Below are 15,739 nucleotides of genomic sequence, written 5' to 3' on the forward strand. Positions count from 1 at the left end.
GCGCGGCCCCCGGGGGCCGCGGGCGAACTCGACCAAGGGGCGGCTGAAGGCGCTGATCGACGGGGCCGGGCCCCAGGGCCTGTCGCAGCCGCAGATCCTGCGCGCGCTGCCGGACGCCGCACCGGCGACCATCAACGCCTACCTGAGCGGCATGGTCGGCGCCGGCGAGGCGCTGCTCGTCGGCAACTTCTACACCAAGCCGCGGACCCGCGACGACGAGGTCCAGGCCCAGGACGTCCAGGCCCAGGACGGGTCCCCGCACGACGACGGCGCGGAGGACGACGACGACCTCTACGAGGGCGAGGTCGAAGACGGCGACGCCGACGAGGCTCCGCCCCGCGACCGGTGATCCCCACGACGGCGCGCGTTCCCATCGCGGACGCGCCCAGCGCGCATCCGGGACACACCCGCGCGGTTTTCGAGCCCGCGGGGTCCCCGGGCGTGACGGGTTTCGGGGGAGGGCGGTGGCGGTCCGGCCCCGGCTGGCCTAGGTGAACGGGCATCCCCGTCAGCCCCTGACACGCCCCGGGACCGGATGACGCCCATCATCACGATCGCCAACCTGTCGAAGACCTACGCCTCGGGTCACGCCGCGCTCAAGCGCGTCGACCTCGACGTCCGGGAGGGCGAGATCTTCGCCCTGCTCGGGCCCAACGGCGCCGGCAAGACCACCCTCATCAGCATCATCTGCGGCATCGTCACGCCGAGCACCGGCACGGTGACGGTCGGCGGCCACGATATCCTGGCCGCCCCGCGCGCCGCGAGGCGCCTGATCGGCCTCGTGCCGCAGGAGCTGACCGCCGACGCCTTCGAGACCGTGTGGGCGACGGTGAGCTTCAGCCGCGGCCTGTTCGGCCTCAAGCCCGATCCGGCCCATATCGAGCGGGTGCTGCGCGACCTCTCGCTGTGGGAGAAGCGCGACGCCAAGATCATGACCCTGTCGGGGGGCATGAAGCGGCGCGTGCTGATCGCCAAGGCGCTCTCGCACGAGCCGCGCATCCTCTTCCTCGACGAGCCGACGGCCGGCGTCGACGTGGCGCTCCGCCAGGACATGTGGCGCCTGGTGCGCCGCCTGCGCGAGCAGGGCGTCACGGTGATCCTCACCACCCACTACATCGAGGAGGCCGAGGAGATGGCCGACCGGGTGGGGGTGATCGCCAAGGGCGAGATCGTGCTGGTCGAGGAGAAGGCCGAGCTGATGCGCAAGCTCGGCCGCAAGGAGCTGACGCTCCTCCTGCACGATCCGCTCCCCGCCCTGCCGGCGGCGCTCGCCGGCCATCCCCTGGCCCTGTCGGCGGACGGCACGGTGCTCACCTACACCTACGACGCCAAGGCGGAGCGCACCGGGATCACCGGGCTCCTCACCGACCTCGCCGCCTCCGGCATCCGCTTCCGCGACCTCCAGACCCGGCAGAGTTCGCTCGAGGACATCTTCGTCGATCTCGTGAAGGACCGCGCATGAACTGGCCCGCCATCCGCGCCATCTACGGCTTCGAGATGCACCGCGCCTTCCGCACGTTGCTCCAGAGCATCGTCGCGCCGGTGATCTCGACCTCGCTCTACTTCGTGGTGTTCGGCGCCGCCATCGGCGGGCGGATGACCTCGGTCGACGGGGTGCCGTACGGCGCCTTCATCGTGCCCGGGCTGATCATGCTGACGCTCCTGACCCAGAGCATCTCGAACGCCTCGTTCGGCATCTACTTCCCGCGCTTCTCCGGCACGATCTACGAGATCCTGTCGGCCCCGATCTCGGCGGTCGAGATCGTCGCCGGCTATGTCGGGGCGGCGGCCACCAAGTCGATCATGCTCGGGCTGATCATCCTGGCGACCTCGGCGCTGTTCGTGCCGCTGCGCATCGAGCATCCGTTCGTGATGGTGCTCTTCCTGGTGCTCACCGCCGTCACCTTCAGCCTGTTCGGCTTCGTGATCGGCCTGTGGGCCGACGGGTTCGAGAAGCTGCAGCTGGTGCCGCTCCTCATCGTCACGCCGCTGACCTTTCTGGGCGGCAGCTTTTACTCGATCGACATGCTGCCGCCGCTGTGGCGCGCTGTCAGCCTCGTCAATCCGGTGGTCTACCTGATCAGCGGCTTCCGCTGGAGCTTCTACGGCCATTCGGACGTCAACCCGGCGGTGAGCCTGGGCATGGCGGTGGTGTTCCTTCTCCTCTGCCTCGCGGCGGTGGCCCGGATCTTCAAGACGGGATACCGGCTCAAAAGCTGACGATTCGATCGGACGGTCACACGAGTCTTGAGCCCGGATGGCTTAGAGCTTGCTCCGGCAACAAGCCTGTCAGTGCTACCAGCCTCGTGATGACCCGTCCGCATCTCCTCTCCATCGCCCTCTCGGCCTTCCTCGCCGCCACGGCACCGGCCGCCGCCGACTCGATGCTCCGCATCGCCATGACGGCGGCCGACATCCCGACCACCACCGGGCTGCCGAACAACGGCTTCGAGGGCATGCGCTTCCTCGGCTATCCGGTCTTCGAGGGGCTGGTGCTGTGGGATCTCGACCGCACCGACCGGAGCTCGGCCCTGCGGCCGGGCCTCGCCGAGCGGTGGGAACAGGCGCCGGACGATCCCACGACCTGGATCTTCTACCTGCGCCAGGACGTGCGCTTCCACGACGGCACGGCCTTCGACGCGGACGCGGTGATCTGGAACCTCGACCGCTACTTCAAGTCCGACAGCCCGCAATACGAGCCGCCGGCCGCCGGGATCAGCCGGGCGCGGGCGCCGCTCATCGCCGGTTACCGCAAGATCGACGACCGTACCGTCGCCATCACCAGCCGCGACCCGGTCGCCTACTTCCCCTATATGGTGGTCTACCTGCTGTTCACCTCGCCGGCCTCGTTCGAGGCGGCCGGGCGGGACTGGGCCCGGGTCGCGACGCTGCCGGCGGCCGGGACCGGGCCGTTCCGCATCACCCGGGTGCAGCCGCGGGAGATGGTCGAACTCGCCCGCAACCCGGATTACTGGGACGGCGCGCACCGGGCGCAGGTCGACCGGGTGCGGCTGATGCCGATCCCGGAGGCCAATGCCCGCATCGCCGCCCTGCGGGCCGGCCAGGTCGACTGGATCGAGGCGCCGCCGCCGGACGCGATCCCGTCCCTGCGCCAAGCCGGCTTTGCCGTCACCACCGGCTCCTACCCGCATATCTGGCCGTGGCTCTTCAACATCGGCGCCGCCGGCAGCCCGCTCAAGGACGTGCGGGTGCGCCGGGCCCTGAACTACTGCATCGACCGGGACGGGCTCGTCACCTTCCTGAACGGGACCGCCGAGCCGGCTGTCGGCTGGCTCAAGCCGGACGACCCGGAATTCGGCGCGCCGGACAACCGCTACCGCCTCGATCCGGCGAAGGGCCGCGCGCTCCTCGCCGAGGCCGGGTTCGGCGCGGAGCACCCGCTCAAGCTCACGCTGATGCTCTCGGCCTCGGGCTCGGGCCAGATGCAGCCGCTGCCGATGAACGAGTTCCTGCAGGAGACCCTGAAGCAGAATTGCGGCGTCGACGTCGCCCTCGAGGTGGTCGAGTGGCAGGTGCTGCTCAACGCCATGCGGGCGACCCCGGACGCGCCGTCTCTGCGCGGCGCCACGGTGCTCAACATCTCCTCGACCACCTCCGACGTCGCCGTGATGGCGCGCTACTTCGGCTCCGCCAACCTCGCCCCGAAGGGCTTCAACTTCGCGCAGTGGACGGATGCCCGCTTCGACGCCGCGATGATGGACGCCGCCCGCGCGAGCACCCCCGAGGCGATGGACGCGGCGATGCGGGCCGGCCACGAGCGGCTGGTCGACGACCCGCCCTGGCTGTACGTTGTCCATGATCTCAACCCCAGGGCGATGTCGCCGCGGGTGAAGGGTTTTGTCCCACCCCGATCCTGGTTCGTCGACCTGACCCGGATCAGCGTCCCGTGAAACGCTCCGAGAGGCATCCCGTGACCGATCCCGCCGCGCTGCCCGCCCTCGCCCGAGCCATCGCCACCCGCACGATCTCGCCGGTCGCGGCCGTGGAGGCCCATCTCGACCGCATCGCGCGGCTGGAGCCGCAACTGCAGGCCTTCGTCGCGGTCTTCGCCGACGATGCGCGGCTCGCCGCCGAGGGCGCCGACCGGATGATCCGCGCCGGCCACGCCGTCGGCCCGCTCCACGGCGTACCGGTGGTGCTCAAGGACCTGATCGACCTCGAGGGCCGGATCACTACCGGGGGCTCGGCGCATTTTGCCGCGCGGCGGGCGACCGAGACCGCCACCATCGCCCGGCGGATGCTGGCCCAGGGCATGATCGTGCTGGGCAAGACCCATACGGTCGAGTTCGCCTACGGCGGCTGGGGCACCAACCGGCGGATGGGCACGCCGCGCAACCCCTGGGACCTCGCCGTCGCCCGCACGCCCGGCGGGTCGAGCAGCGGGACCGGCGTCGCCGTCGCGGCCCGGATGGCCCCGTGGGGCATCGGCACCGATACCGGCGGCTCGGTGCGGCTGCCGGCCTCGTTCTGCGGGCTCACCGGCCTCAAGGCGACGGTCGGCCGGATCAGCACTGCCGGCATCGTCCCGCTCAGCGCCACCCTCGACACGCCGGGGCCGATGGCGCGCTCGGTCGAGGATGCCGCGCTCCTCTACACCATCCTGTCCGGGCCCGATCCCCGTGACCCGAACACGCGGGGCGTGGTGCCGGAGGACCCGATGCCGGCCCTGCATCGCGGGGTGCGGGGCCTGCGGCTCGCCCGGATGCCGGCGGCGGAGCGGGCGGGCGTCTCGTCCGAGATGCTCGACGCCTACGACGCCGCCCTCGACACCCTGGCCCGGTGCGGGGCCGAGATCGTCGAGGTGGTGCTGCCGTTCCGCTTCGCCGACCTGCTCGCGACCTCGGCGATCGTCGAGGCGGAGGCCTACGCTTACAACGGCGCGGTCGCCGAGGACCGCGCGGCGCTCCTCGACGAGGACGTGCGCGGGCGCATCCTGGCGGGCGCGGGCGTCACGGCGCAGGAATACCTGCGCACGCGGCGGATGCAGCGGGAGACGAATGCCGCCTTCGCCCGGGCGATGGACGGGATCGACGCGCTCCTCACCCCGACCACCGAGAGCGCGGCGATCCCCCTCGACGCGGTCGACCAGGCGGTGGCGCCCTCCCGCTTCACCCGCTTCGGCAACCTCCTGGAACTCTGCGCCCTGGCGCTGCCGAACGGCGCCACGGCGGCGGGCCTGCCGCTCTCGCTCCAGATCGTCTGCCGCGGCTACGAGGAGGCGATGGCGCTGCGGATCGGCCAGGCCTACCAGGCGGCGACGGAGTGGCACCGGCGGGCGCCGGACTTGTAAGACCCAGTCCGATGGAAGAGGGCCGTCTCATCCCATCGAGGTAGCCCAAAAAAGATGCCCCCGAACGGTCATCCGTCCGGGGGCCGATTGACGTCGCCGATGCGTTGTCCCGGTCAGCCCCGCCGCAGCGACGCCGCGTCCGGCAGCTTCTGGCGCTTGGCGCGGGCGACCGCCTGGAGCGGTTCGGGCCGCGGGGTCACGGCGTCGAGGATGTCGCGGCCGAGCGCCTGGACAAGGCAGGCATAGCCCTGGTCGCCCATGTGGAAGCGATCCGAGGACAGCATGCCGGCCAGAAGCGCCGGGTCCTGGCGGTTCCAGTCCTTCATCAGGGCGTAGCGCGAGAAGACCGGCACCTCGGCCTCCTGGGCGACCGCGGCGACGAGGCCGACGAAGCGCTCGTAGCGGGCGTGGTCGGGGATCGCCGGGTAGTATTGCTGATCGAGGACGATGAGGTCGCTGCCGGCGGCGCGGACCAGGGCGACGCCCTGTTCGAGCCGGCGGCGGAACGCCGCCTCGTCGCCGCCCGTGATCGCGTCGTTGGTGCCGACCTGCCAGATCACCAGGTCGGGCTTGACCGGGCGGGCCAGGGCCTCGGCGAGGCGGGCGAGGGTCTGGTCGGCGGTCTCGCCGCCGATGCCGGCATTGGTCACGTCGACCGGGGTGCCGCGCCAGGCGCCGCGCAGGGCCTGCTCCAGGAGATGCGGGTAGGTCCGGTCCGGGCCCGAGGCGCCGATCCCCTCCGTCGAGGACGAGCCGATCGCCAGCACGCGCACCGGCTCGCGCCGGGCGACGTGCGCCTCGGTCACGTCGAGGCTCATCCGTTCCGCCGCCGGCGGCAGCGCGGCCGGGCAGGCCGACGCCGGACGGGCCGCGACGAGGTGACCGGCGAGGACGGCCGCCGACAGGCAGGCCAGCCGGCCGAAGCTGAACCGGAGGAGCATGGCAGGTCCCGAGAGGGGAGAGAGGGACCGAATCGGCCCGTATCTGCCGGGTAACACGCGGGTTCCCGCGGTTCCACTCGAAAATGAAGCTGAGCCAAGTCCAACCCCCGGCCTCTGCTCGGCTGGTCAGCGAGAACCGAGACGATCGCGACGAAAGCCGCGGATCCGGCTCACCCGGGATTAAGCTTGAGCGTGTGTTGCACTGCGAAACCTCACGCCGCCTCGGCGCCGAGCTTCTCCTTGCGCGAGGCGTTGGCCTTCTGCAGCGTGCGGACCGGGTCGCCGAAATGGCGCTCCATCTCGGCGAGCGCCGGCTCGACCGCGCCACGCTCGATCAGGTCGACGAGGAGCTGATGCTCGTCGATCAGGGCGGCGTTCTCGCTGTAGCCGCCCATCAGCATCTGCAGGCAGAGCCGGGTCTCGGCCTGGAGCGTGGCGAAGCTGCGGGTCAGGCGCTCGCTGCCGGCCTCGTCGACGATGCGGCGGTGGAACTGCATGTCGAGGTCGGCGACCTGCGGCCAGTCCTTGCGCCGGACCGCCGCCTTCATCTGGCGCACGATGCCGGCGAGGTCCCGCACCACCGCTCCGCGGTCGGCGTTCTCCAGGATCCGCCGCATGGCGACGAGTTCGAGGGAGCGGCGCACGAAGTAGATGTCGATGAGGTCGGAGGGCGCGAGCTCGGGCACGAACACGCCGCGATGCGGCTCGCTGCGCAACAGGCCCTCCTGGATCAGGCGCTGCATCGCCTCGCGCACCGGCCCGCGGCTGACGCCGAAGGCGGAGGCCAGCTCCATCTCGTTGAGCTGGGCGCCGAGGGGATAGCTGCCGTCGAGGATCGAGGCGCGGATCTGGCCGGCGATCTGGCCCGACAGGGTCGTGCGCGGCAGGCGCTTGCCGGCGGGCACCGGCTTTACCGCCTTGTCAGTCTGGCTCGCCATGCCGTTCCCGCGCCCCGCTGATCGGATGAGAAGACTACCGTCCTAGAGCAGCGCCCGATCGCCCTGCAACCGGGCGCCGCGCTAGGTCGTTGATATAGCCGCATTTTCTATCGACGACCCGGTGCCCGCTCCGTCGGAAAATGCTCTAGTGCAGAACGTCCTGCAGACGATAATACGCGCCCACGAAGGGAAGGAACCAGGGCGGGCCGAAATGCCCGGGGATGGCCTTCCAGTCCCAGCCCGCGAAGGGGTTGCGCTCGGCGCGCCCCTCCAGCACCTCGGCCATGACCTGCCCCATATGGGTCGCCATCTGGGTGCCGTGGCCGCTATAGCCCATCGAGTAGTACAGCCCGTCGCGAACGCCGGCCCGGGGCAGGCGGTCGGCCGTCATGTCGACGACGCCGCCCCAGCAATAGTCGATCCGGGCGCGGGCGAGCTCGGGAAACACCTGGTCGAGGGCGCGGCGCAGCACGCGGCCGCTCTTCTCGTCCGAGAGCGGGTTCGAGACCGCGAACCGGGCCCGGCCGCCGAACAGCAGCCGGTCGTCCGGGGTGACCCGGAAATAGGTGCCGACGTTCTTGGTATTGGTTGCCATGCGGCGGGTCGGCATCAGCCGGTCGAGCACGTCGCGCGGCAGCGGCTCGGTGACGATCACGAACGAGCCGACCGGCACGATGCGGCGGCGGAACCAGCCGAGCGGGCCGACCGTCGAAGCGCCGGTGGCCATCAGCACCTGGTTCGCCGTCAGGGTGCCGCGCGGGGTCGTGACCTCGTGGGCGGTGCCGGAAAGCCGGTGCAGGCGGGTGACGGGGGCGTTCTCGAACACCGCCGCGCCATGGCCCGCCGCCGCGCGAGCGAGCCCGCGGGCGAACTTGCCGACATGCATGCCGCCGCTCTTGGCGTAGACGAGGCCGCCGTAGAAGGCGTCCGAGCCGACCTCGCCGCGGATGGCGGAAGCCGGGACGAGGTGGGTGTCCGGGTCGGCGCGCGGCGACAGCGCCTCGTAGGTGCGCTGGAGCTTGTCGAAATGCTCGGGCTTGGCTGCCAGCTTGACCTTGCCGGTGCGACGGAAATCGCAGTCGATCCCCTCTTCGCGGACCAGCCGCTCGACGCTGTCCACCGCCGCGTCGTAGGCGTGGTAGAGCGCCGCCGCCCGCTCCTCGCCGAACCGGGTAGCGATGGCGCGGTAATCCGAGGCGAAGCCGTTGTTGCACTGGCCGCCGTTGCGGCCGGACGCCGCGCTGCCGACGCCCTCGGCCTCCAGCACCGCCACCCGGGCGCCGCGCTTCGCGAGGGCGAGCGCCGCCGACAGGCCGGTGAAGCCCGCGCCCACCACCGCGACGTCGTAGCGTCCCTCCGACGGGCCGGGGCTGCCGGCCGTGAAGGGCGGCGCGGTCTCGAGCCAGTAGGATGCGAGCTTCATCGGTGACGATCCGGTACGGATGGACGACGCCGGGGCATGGGCCGCGGCTTAGGCCATCATCATTCTTATCGTAGGATTGTCAACAATTATGCACGCGAGCGTCCGGCGCGGGACCGGACGCCCGCCGGGCGATCCTCACGCCTCGTCGGGGATCTCCAGGTCGAGGAGCGCCGCGCTCAGGCCCTTGCCGTGGGCGTCGAGGGCCAGCGAGCGGGTGACGCCGCCGCCGAGCGCGTCCGCCATCACGAAGTTGAGGGCGCCGAGTTGCGGCAGGGCGTAGCGGACGACCTCGCCGTGGACGATGCCGGCGAAGTGGGCCCGCACCCGCTCGGGCGTGACGTGGCGCTCCAGGCGCGGGTAGTCGGCCGGGTCGATCGCGATCAGCGAGACGTTGGCGGTGTTGCCCTTGTCGCCGGTGCGGGAATGGGCGAGCGCGCGCAGCTTCATCGGGTTCCTCCTCACGCCTCGATCATCCGCACGCTCGGCCGGGCGAGCGCGGCCGGGACCAGCACCGACACCACGCCGACGACCTCGCGGGCCGATTTCCAGGCCCCGCCGCCGCCGGCCGGGCCGTTGGTGTAGAGGGTCTCGACCTCGTTGCCGATCCGCGCCGCCTCGCCGAGGCTGTCGCAGCGCCCGGCGACCCGGACGCGGACCTCGTAGGGCTCCGGCGCCCCGGCGGCGCGGGCCGGACCGTGCAGGGAATCGACGCCGATCAGGTCGAAGCGCAGCTCGCTCGCCGTCACGCCGGTGAGCGAGAGGCGCTCGCGCACGATGTCGAGGGCGAGGCGGCCCCGCGCGGCGGCGCCCGGTCCGGCATAGGAGATCTGGCCCTCGCCGATGAATGAATCGATCAACCCGACCGAGACCTTGAGGAGCCCGGTCGCCGGGGTGCCGCGCCCGCCGGTCACCCGCACCCGGTCGGGGCCGACCTCCTCCATGGCGACGCCCGAGAAATCCGCCACCACGTCGGGCTGGAGATAGCGGGCGGGGTCGTGGACCTCGTAGAGGAGCTGCTCCTTGCAGGTGGCGAGCGTCACCTGCCCGCCAGAGCCCGGTACCTTGGTGATCTCGATGTCGCCGTCCTGCGTCACGATGCCGACGGGGAAGCCGAGGCGGGAGAGGCCCGCCACGTCCTTCACCCCCGGATCGGCGAAGTAGCCGCCGGTGACCTGGCCGGCGCATTCGAGGAGATGGCCGGCCAGCGTGCCGCGGCCGAGGCGGTCCCAGTCGTCGTCTGCCCAGCCGAAGGCGTGGATGAGCGGCGCGAGGAAGAGCGCCGGATCGCCGACCCGGCCGGTGACGACGACGTCGGCGCCCCGGGCCAGCGCCTCCACGATCGGGCCGGCGCCGAGATAGGCGTTGGCCGAGATCACCCGGTTGCCGAGATCGCGCACCCGGCCGCCGGTCTCGAGGATCTGGTAATCCCCGGTGCCCACCGCCTCGAGGACGTCGTCGCCGATCACCGCCGCCACCTTGAGGCCGGTGAGCCCGAGGTCGCGGGCGATGGCCCGGGTCTTCTCGGCGGCGGCGAGCGGGTTGGCCGCGCCCATGTTGGTGACGATGCGGGTGCCGTTGCGGCGGCACGGCTCCAGCACCGCCCGCATCCGGGCCTCCAGCAGGGGGTCGTAGCCGGAGGCGGGATCGCGCAGGCGCGCCTGCTGGGCGAGCGCGATGGTGCGCTCGGCCAGGCACTCGAAGACGAGGTAGTCGAGGGCGCCGTGCTCGGCGAGCTCGACCGCGGGCTCGATCCGGTCGCCGGCATAGCCGGCCCCGGCGCCCAGGCGGATGGACTTCATGAATCTCTCCCTCGCTTGCCTTCGCCTCCGGCGAAGGCGTCCGGCGCATCGGCGCCGACGCCCGTTCGGGCTTGCACGGCACCCTGCGGGTGCTGCGGAATCACAGGGGGAAGACCCCGAAGGCGACGGCCGCGAAGGTCATCACCACGGAGGCCGCGAGCAGGAACGGGAAGGTGAACTTCTGGTGGTCGGCGAGGTCGATCCCGCACAACCCGCAGACCAGGAAGGTCGCAGGCGTCAGCGGGCTCACCGGGAAGCCGGTGGTCATCTGGCCGAGCAGGGCGCCTTGCGCGACCTGGAGCGGCGGCACGCCGAGCTGATGGGCGACCTCGGCCACCACCGGGAGCACGCCGAAATAGAACGAGTCGGGGTCGAACAGCATGCTGAGCGGCATCGAGACGAGGCCGAGCGCGAACGGGATGTGGGGCGCGAGGCCGGGCGGCACGAACGCCACCGCTCCCTGCGCCATCGCCCTGAGCATGCCGGTGCCCTGCATGATGCCGGTGAAGACGCCGGCGGCGAGCAGGATCGACGCCATCAGGATCGCCGCCTTGGCGTGCGCGTCGATGCGCTGGCGCTGGGCGTCGACGCTCGGATAGTTGATGATCAAGGCCAGCGCCGTGCCGAGCATGAACATCAGGGCCGGCGGGATCTTCTCCGCCATCAGCACCATCGTGCCGAGGACCGCGAGGGTGAGGACGAGGTTCAGCCAGAACCGCTCCGGCCGCCGCAGGGCGCGCTCGGCATCGCTCAGGGTACGCGTCCCGGCGGTCACGGCCTCGGACGCACGACCGGCGCTCGCCAGCTTGAGCCGGCGCTCCTCGCGCAGGCCGAGCCAGTACGAGACCGCGAAGATGAATGCGAGGCCCACCGCCTGCACCGGCACCAGCGGCGTGAAGATATCGGGGATCGGCAGCTTGAGCGCCGCCGAGGCCCGGATCATCGGCCCGGTCCAGGGCAGGAAGTTGACGCCCGCCGCCAGCGAGGCCGCGCAGGCCAGGATGCGCCGGTCGATCCCGACCCGGTCGTAGAGCGGCAGCATCGCCGGAATGGTGATCAGGAACGTCACCGCGCCCGAGCCGTCGAGATGAATGAGGAGCGCCAGCAGCGTCGTGCCCGGCACGATCCGGCTCGGCCGGGTGCCGACGGTGGCGAGGATCCGGTCGATGATCGGGTCGAGCAGGCCGGCATCGCTGACGATCCCGAAGAACAGGATCGCGAACACGAACATGCCGACGACCGGCGCCAGGCTCTGGATGCCGGCGAGCACGAACTTGCCGGTCTCGAGCCCGAAGCCGCCCACGAGGGCGGCGGCGACCGGGATCACGATCAGCGCCACGAGGGGCGACAGGCGCTTGGTGAGAATGGCCGCGAGCAACAACGCGATGGTGCACAGGCCGAGCAGGGCCAGCATCGCTTCCTCCCAGGGTTCGGCGCTCAGTTGCGGCGCCGTTGATGACCGGGGGATCACAACTCAAGGGTTACGATCTAACAATTGAAAAGATCGGATCGTCACGATAGCGTTTCATTATGGATCTCAACCTGCGCCACGTCCGCGCCTTCGTGTCGGTGGCGCACCTGCGCAGCTTCACCCGGGCGGCCGCGCTCCTGAACCTGTCGCAGCCGGCGCTCACCGTGCAGATCCGCCGGCTGGAGGAGGCGCTGGCTGTCCGCCTCCTCGACCGCACCAGCCGCAGCGTCGCGCCGACCCGGGCCGGGCGCGAGTTGCTGCCGGTGTTCCAGCGCGTGCTGCGCGAGCTCGACGGCGTGGTGGTCGATACCCGCGACCTCGCGGCGCGGCGCCATGGCATCGTCCGGATCGCGGCCCTGCCCTCGGTGGCGGCGGGTCTCCTGCCGGACGCGATCGCGGGCTTCCGGGCCGCGCATCCGCGGATGGGCTTCGTGGTCAAGGACGTGATCGCCGAGCGGGTGCTCGCCCTGGTGCGCCAGGAAGAAGTCGATCTCGGCGTGACCGGCGGCGAGGTCCGCGACCCCGAGGTGACAGTGCTGGCCCGTGCTGCGGACGCGCTCCACGTCGTCTATCCGGACGGCCACCCGATCGGGGAGGTCGCGAGCGTGACGCTGGAAGCGCTGGCCGAGCACCCGCTGGTGCTGATGGACGCCGCGACCAGCGTGCGCGGCGTGGTCGACGCCGCCTTCGTGGCCGCCGGCCGCCGGCCCGTGACCGCCTGCGAGGCCACCTACATGATGACCGCGGTCGGGATGGTGCGGGCCGGGCTCGGGCTCACGATCCTGCCGGGCTCGGCCCGCGAGATCCGGGCCGAGCCCGCCCTGCGCTCGCGCCCGATCTCCGAGGCGAGCTTTTCCCGCCCGGTCTGCCTGATCGCCAAGGCCGGCCGCACCCTGCCGGCCGCCGCCGAGGATTTTCTGGAGGAATTGATCCCGGCCCTGGAGGCGGAGTTCGCGGGAGGCGGGTGAGAGAGCCGCCTCAGGTCCAGTACAGAACCCGCGCCATCGGCAGCCGCTCAGCGAGGGAACGTGTCAGCTCCCCGCGCATCTCCCGCATCAGCTCGGCGGGAAACACGTACTTCACCGAGCCGAACTTCGTGAACTTGCGGCTGCGCTCGTCCTCGCGCATCGGCAGGTCGGACCCCGGATACCAGCCTTCCAGCACCGTCTTCGAGCCGGGGGTGAAGCGGTGGGTGATGAGCTCGGCGGTGAGGTCGAGGTCGGGCGCGCCCGCCAGCGCCTCGGCGGCTTGCACGAAGAGGTCGTCGTAGGCCCCGCGCCAGTCCGGCAGGGGCAGGATCGGCGCGACCGTGAGGCCGACCGGGTAGCCGGCCCGGGCGACCGCGCCGAGGGCCGAGAGCCGCTCGCGCAGAGGGGCGGTGCCGCCCTCGAAGCGGCCGGCCGCCACGGGGTTGACCGAGAAGCGCAGGCGGGTACGGCGCCCGTGATCGAGGCTGAGCAGGGGCTCGACCGCGGCGAACTTGGTGGTCGCCCGCAGGCTCACCGGGGCGTCCCAGGCGCCGAAATGCCGAATCGCCGCCGAGAGCGACCCGCTCAGGTGCTCGATGCCGAGGGGATCGGTGTAGCACGAGGCCTCGAAGCTCGTGCCCTCCTGCGCCCGCTCCGCGCTCGCCGAGGTGACGCCGCCGCGCCCGACATAGGAGGCGAGGTTCGACAGGATCTCCGGCAGGTTGGCGTAGACCCGGGTCACCGGCGGGCCCGCGAGCGAGCCGGCGAGGTAGCAGTACTGGCAATGGGCCGGGCAGCCCTCGGCGAGATCGACCCGCCAGTCGGCGCTCGGGGGAATCGGCTGCAGCTTCAGCTTGGCGGGCGGAGCCACCACCACCGCGAGCGTGCTCTTGGCCTCGATATAGGCCCGGCGCGGATCGGGATGGCGCAGGCCGGTGAGGCGGTTGCCGGGCAGGGCCTCGACCGGCAGGCCCAGCGCCTCGGCCCGGGCAAGGATCGCCCGGCCGTGGGCGTGATCCCGCGCCGCTGCCGTGACGACGACCCGTCGCGGGCGCCACAGGCGGGCCGTGCGGAGGGAGGCGGGATCGTGGAGGCTCATGCGCGACGAACGCGCGAAGCGCTGCCGCAGGTCCCGCCCGTTCGTCGACGGGCGGGCCGGAGTCGTTAACGGCTCTTAATGCCGGGCCTCCGGCCGCACCGTGTAGGTACCGCCGCGGATGCGCTCGGGAAAGCCCTCCGCGTAGCGGGCGGTGGCTTCCTCCCCGTAGGTCTGCACCAGTTCCTGGAAGGCCGCGAACAGGGCGGCCTGGGCCATGCAGTCGCCGTCGAGCCCGTCCAGGCAGCCTTCCGCGAAGGCTTCCGAGACGTAGCTCAGGGCGGCGCGCTTCGCGTCCTGGTCGGAGTGGAGTTCGGGCTCGTAGGTTTCGAAATCGGTCATCGACAGCCTTGAGATCGGGTCTCTGGAGGAGAACGGCGGTCTCGAATCCGCAGCAGCCTCAGGTGATGTCCCGATTCATAGGGTCTCTGCCGGGCGCGAGCCAGCAAGGAATTGCGAAGAGGTTAACGGCGCTGCGAGAATGCCTCCCTCTTCGACGCCACCGCCACAGATGTGGCATCTCCGCAACAGGCCGGCGCTCAGCCGCCGAACCGGCCGGCGAGCGCGACCGACAGCCGCTCGCCCTCGCCGATGAAGCGGGTCGCCGCCTCGACCGCCGAGGGGGTGCAGACCCGGTAGGTGACCGCGTAGCCGCCATAGCCGCGGTTGTAGGCGCCGGCCAGGCGGTCGCGCCGGCCCTGGCTGGTCCCCTCGGACTCGAGCAAGGCCTTCATGCGGGCGGGCCATTCCGGCGCGTCGGGATGGCCGCACAGCTCGCGCAGGAAGCTCAGGGCGCCGATGATCTCCGACAGCCGCAGGAGATCGCGGTCGTAGGGCGCGGGCGCGTCGGGCGGCGGCGGGGGGGCGGGGGCTTCCTTCTCCGGCGGCTTGGCGGCGGGCTTCGGCCGGGTCTGGGCGAGAGCCGGCGAGGCCGCGAGCAGGCAGGCGGCGAGCACGGCGGCGCGCGCACCGAGCGACGGGGAGCGTCTCATGCGCCGTCCCCCATTGCGGCGAGAGCCTGCGCGATCACGCCGTGCAACCCCTCGGTGGTCGGCAGGTCATGGGCTTCCTCGGGCGTCACCCAGCGCAGATCGAGGGCCTCCGGACCGGTCGTCGGCTCCCCCGAGCGCCAGTGGGCGGCATGGGGATGGATCACGAAATGGTGCAGCACCGCGCCGTCCCCGTCGCGGCCGATCACCTCCAGGGGGGAGAGGCCTGCGACGATCTCGGCCACCACCCCGACCTCCTCGTGCAGCTCGCGCAGGGCCGCCTCGGCCAGGGTCTCGCCGACCTCCACCTGCCCGCCCGGCAGGGTGTAGACGCCCCGCATCGGCGCCTGTCCGCGGGCGGCGAGCAGCACCCGGCCGTCGCGTACCACCGCCACCGAGGCGGCGACGAAGGGACGGATAGGATAGCGCCGGCGCCAGGCCGGCTCGTCGGATCCGTTGCTCACGGCCGCGCGTCCCCGTCCCGCACGGTCGCGAGCCGCCCGTCGGTCAGCGCCACCACGATGGCGGCGCCGTGCCCGGAGCCCAGGACCGCGAGGCCGGCCCCGACCGGCGCCGGCAGGGCCGCGCGGGCCCGCTCCTTCAGGCCGTCGGCCGAGAGGTAGGCCAGCGCCGTGCGGTCGCCGGCCGCCAGAACCCATTCCCCCTCGCCGAGGGCGGCGCCGGGGGCGGCAAAGCCCGCTCCCCCGCGCGCCTGCCGGGCGGGGGTGCCGCCGGCGAGGGACCAGCTCTCGGCCCGGCCGTCAGCGCCACGCACCAGCAGGGCGGCGGGCGTCGCGCCCGGG

Annotated in this window: 15 protein-coding genes and 2 pseudogenes; 6 read left to right on the forward strand and 11 right to left on the reverse strand. The window is 72.0% G+C overall.

The genetic code is table 11. From position 1 onward, the window contains the following. The 5 genes and pseudogenes from HPY23_RS08555 to HPY23_RS08575 all read left to right on the forward strand — a co-directional run. Window positions 1-349, forward strand: a pseudogene (locus HPY23_RS08555) (hypothetical protein); the annotation flags it as partial. A gap of 186 nt (window positions 350-535) precedes the next feature. Further along, window positions 536-1,462 carry an ABC transporter ATP-binding protein gene (locus HPY23_RS08560; protein WP_060845806.1) on the forward strand — a complete coding sequence of 309 codons (927 nt, stop codon included), beginning with the start codon at window positions 536-538 and terminating at the stop codon, window positions 1,460-1,462. Next, on the forward strand, window positions 1,459-2,220 hold the full coding sequence (locus tag HPY23_RS08565) for an ABC transporter permease (RefSeq protein WP_060845807.1): 762 nt from the start codon (window positions 1,459-1,461) through the stop codon (window positions 2,218-2,220). Before HPY23_RS08560 ends, HPY23_RS08565 begins: the two co-directional genes overlap by 4 nt. An 89-nt stretch (window positions 2,221-2,309) precedes the next feature. Beyond that, window positions 2,310-3,911: an ABC transporter substrate-binding protein gene (locus HPY23_RS08570; protein WP_091885413.1), complete on the forward strand. Its 1,602-nt coding sequence runs from the start codon at window positions 2,310-2,312 to the stop codon at window positions 3,909-3,911. A gap of 20 nt (window positions 3,912-3,931) precedes the next feature. Then, complete coding sequence (locus HPY23_RS08575; RefSeq protein ID WP_200601754.1) at window positions 3,932-5,311, forward strand: amidase; 1,380 nt, start codon at window positions 3,932-3,934, stop codon at window positions 5,309-5,311. 113 nt (window positions 5,312-5,424) lie between these two features. On the opposite strand, the gene HPY23_RS08580 is transcribed toward HPY23_RS08575, so the two are convergent. The 6 genes from HPY23_RS08580 to HPY23_RS08605 all read right to left on the reverse strand — a co-directional run bounded on the left by HPY23_RS08580 (window position 5,425) and on the right by HPY23_RS08605 (window position 11,826). After that, the gene (locus tag HPY23_RS08580; RefSeq protein ID WP_060845810.1) at window positions 5,425-6,252 is read right to left on the reverse strand and encodes an SGNH/GDSL hydrolase family protein; all 828 of its coding nucleotides are present in this window, start codon (window positions 6,250-6,252) and stop codon (window positions 5,425-5,427) included. 212 nt (window positions 6,253-6,464) lie between these two features. Further along, complete coding sequence (locus HPY23_RS08585) at window positions 6,465-7,190, reverse strand: GntR family transcriptional regulator (RefSeq protein ID WP_091885420.1); 726 nt, start codon at window positions 7,188-7,190, stop codon at window positions 6,465-6,467. Between the two features lie 145 nt (window positions 7,191-7,335). Beyond that, the gene (locus HPY23_RS08590; protein WP_091885423.1) at window positions 7,336-8,613 is read right to left on the reverse strand and encodes an NAD(P)/FAD-dependent oxidoreductase; all 1,278 of its coding nucleotides are present in this window, start codon (window positions 8,611-8,613) and stop codon (window positions 7,336-7,338) included. Between the two features lie 135 nt (window positions 8,614-8,748). Beyond that, window positions 8,749-9,060 carry an AtuA-related protein gene (locus HPY23_RS08595; RefSeq protein ID WP_060845813.1) on the reverse strand — a complete coding sequence of 104 codons (312 nt, stop codon included), beginning with the start codon at window positions 9,058-9,060 and terminating at the stop codon, window positions 8,749-8,751. Window positions 9,061-9,071: 11 nt separating this feature from the next. After that, window positions 9,072-10,412 carry an acyclic terpene utilization AtuA family protein gene (locus tag HPY23_RS08600; RefSeq protein ID WP_091885426.1) on the reverse strand — a complete coding sequence of 447 codons (1,341 nt, stop codon included), beginning with the start codon at window positions 10,410-10,412 and terminating at the stop codon, window positions 9,072-9,074. Between the two features lie 100 nt (window positions 10,413-10,512). After that, window positions 10,513-11,826 carry a CitMHS family transporter gene (locus tag HPY23_RS08605; RefSeq protein WP_091885430.1) on the reverse strand — a complete coding sequence of 438 codons (1,314 nt, stop codon included), beginning with the start codon at window positions 11,824-11,826 and terminating at the stop codon, window positions 10,513-10,515. 116 nt (window positions 11,827-11,942) lie between these two features. Here HPY23_RS08605 and HPY23_RS08610 point away from each other — a divergent pair, with 116 nt between their 5' ends. After that, a complete protein-coding gene (locus HPY23_RS08610; protein ID WP_091885433.1) occupies window positions 11,943-12,851 on the forward strand; it encodes a LysR family transcriptional regulator in 909 nt (302 codons plus the stop codon). A 10-nt stretch (window positions 12,852-12,861) separates the two neighbouring features. On the opposite strand, the gene HPY23_RS08615 is transcribed toward HPY23_RS08610, so the two are convergent. The 5 genes and pseudogenes from HPY23_RS08615 to HPY23_RS32925 form a co-directional block, all read right to left on the reverse strand. Then, window positions 12,862-13,950, reverse strand: coding sequence for an SPL family radical SAM protein (locus HPY23_RS08615; RefSeq protein ID WP_091885436.1), 1,089 nt, complete (start codon window positions 13,948-13,950; stop codon window positions 12,862-12,864). A gap of 75 nt (window positions 13,951-14,025) precedes the next feature. Continuing rightward, window positions 14,026-14,289, reverse strand: a complete 264-nt coding sequence (locus tag HPY23_RS08620; protein WP_048426713.1) for a hypothetical protein — start codon at window positions 14,287-14,289, stop codon at window positions 14,026-14,028. Between the two features lie 197 nt (window positions 14,290-14,486). Then, window positions 14,487-14,939: a TIGR02301 family protein gene (locus tag HPY23_RS08625; protein ID WP_091885439.1), complete on the reverse strand. Its 453-nt coding sequence runs from the start codon at window positions 14,937-14,939 to the stop codon at window positions 14,487-14,489. Continuing rightward, a complete protein-coding gene (locus HPY23_RS08630) occupies window positions 14,936-15,400 on the reverse strand; it encodes an NUDIX hydrolase (RefSeq protein WP_091885442.1) in 465 nt (154 codons plus the stop codon). Before HPY23_RS08630 ends, HPY23_RS08625 begins: the two co-directional genes overlap by 4 nt. Then, window positions 15,397-15,739: pseudogene (locus HPY23_RS32925) on the reverse strand (hypothetical protein); the annotation flags it as partial. The gene HPY23_RS08630 and the pseudogene HPY23_RS32925, both read right to left, overlap by 4 nt.

The organism is Methylobacterium ajmalii (genome assembly GCF_016613415.1).
Lineage (GTDB): Bacteria > Pseudomonadota > Alphaproteobacteria > Rhizobiales > Beijerinckiaceae > Methylobacterium > Methylobacterium ajmalii.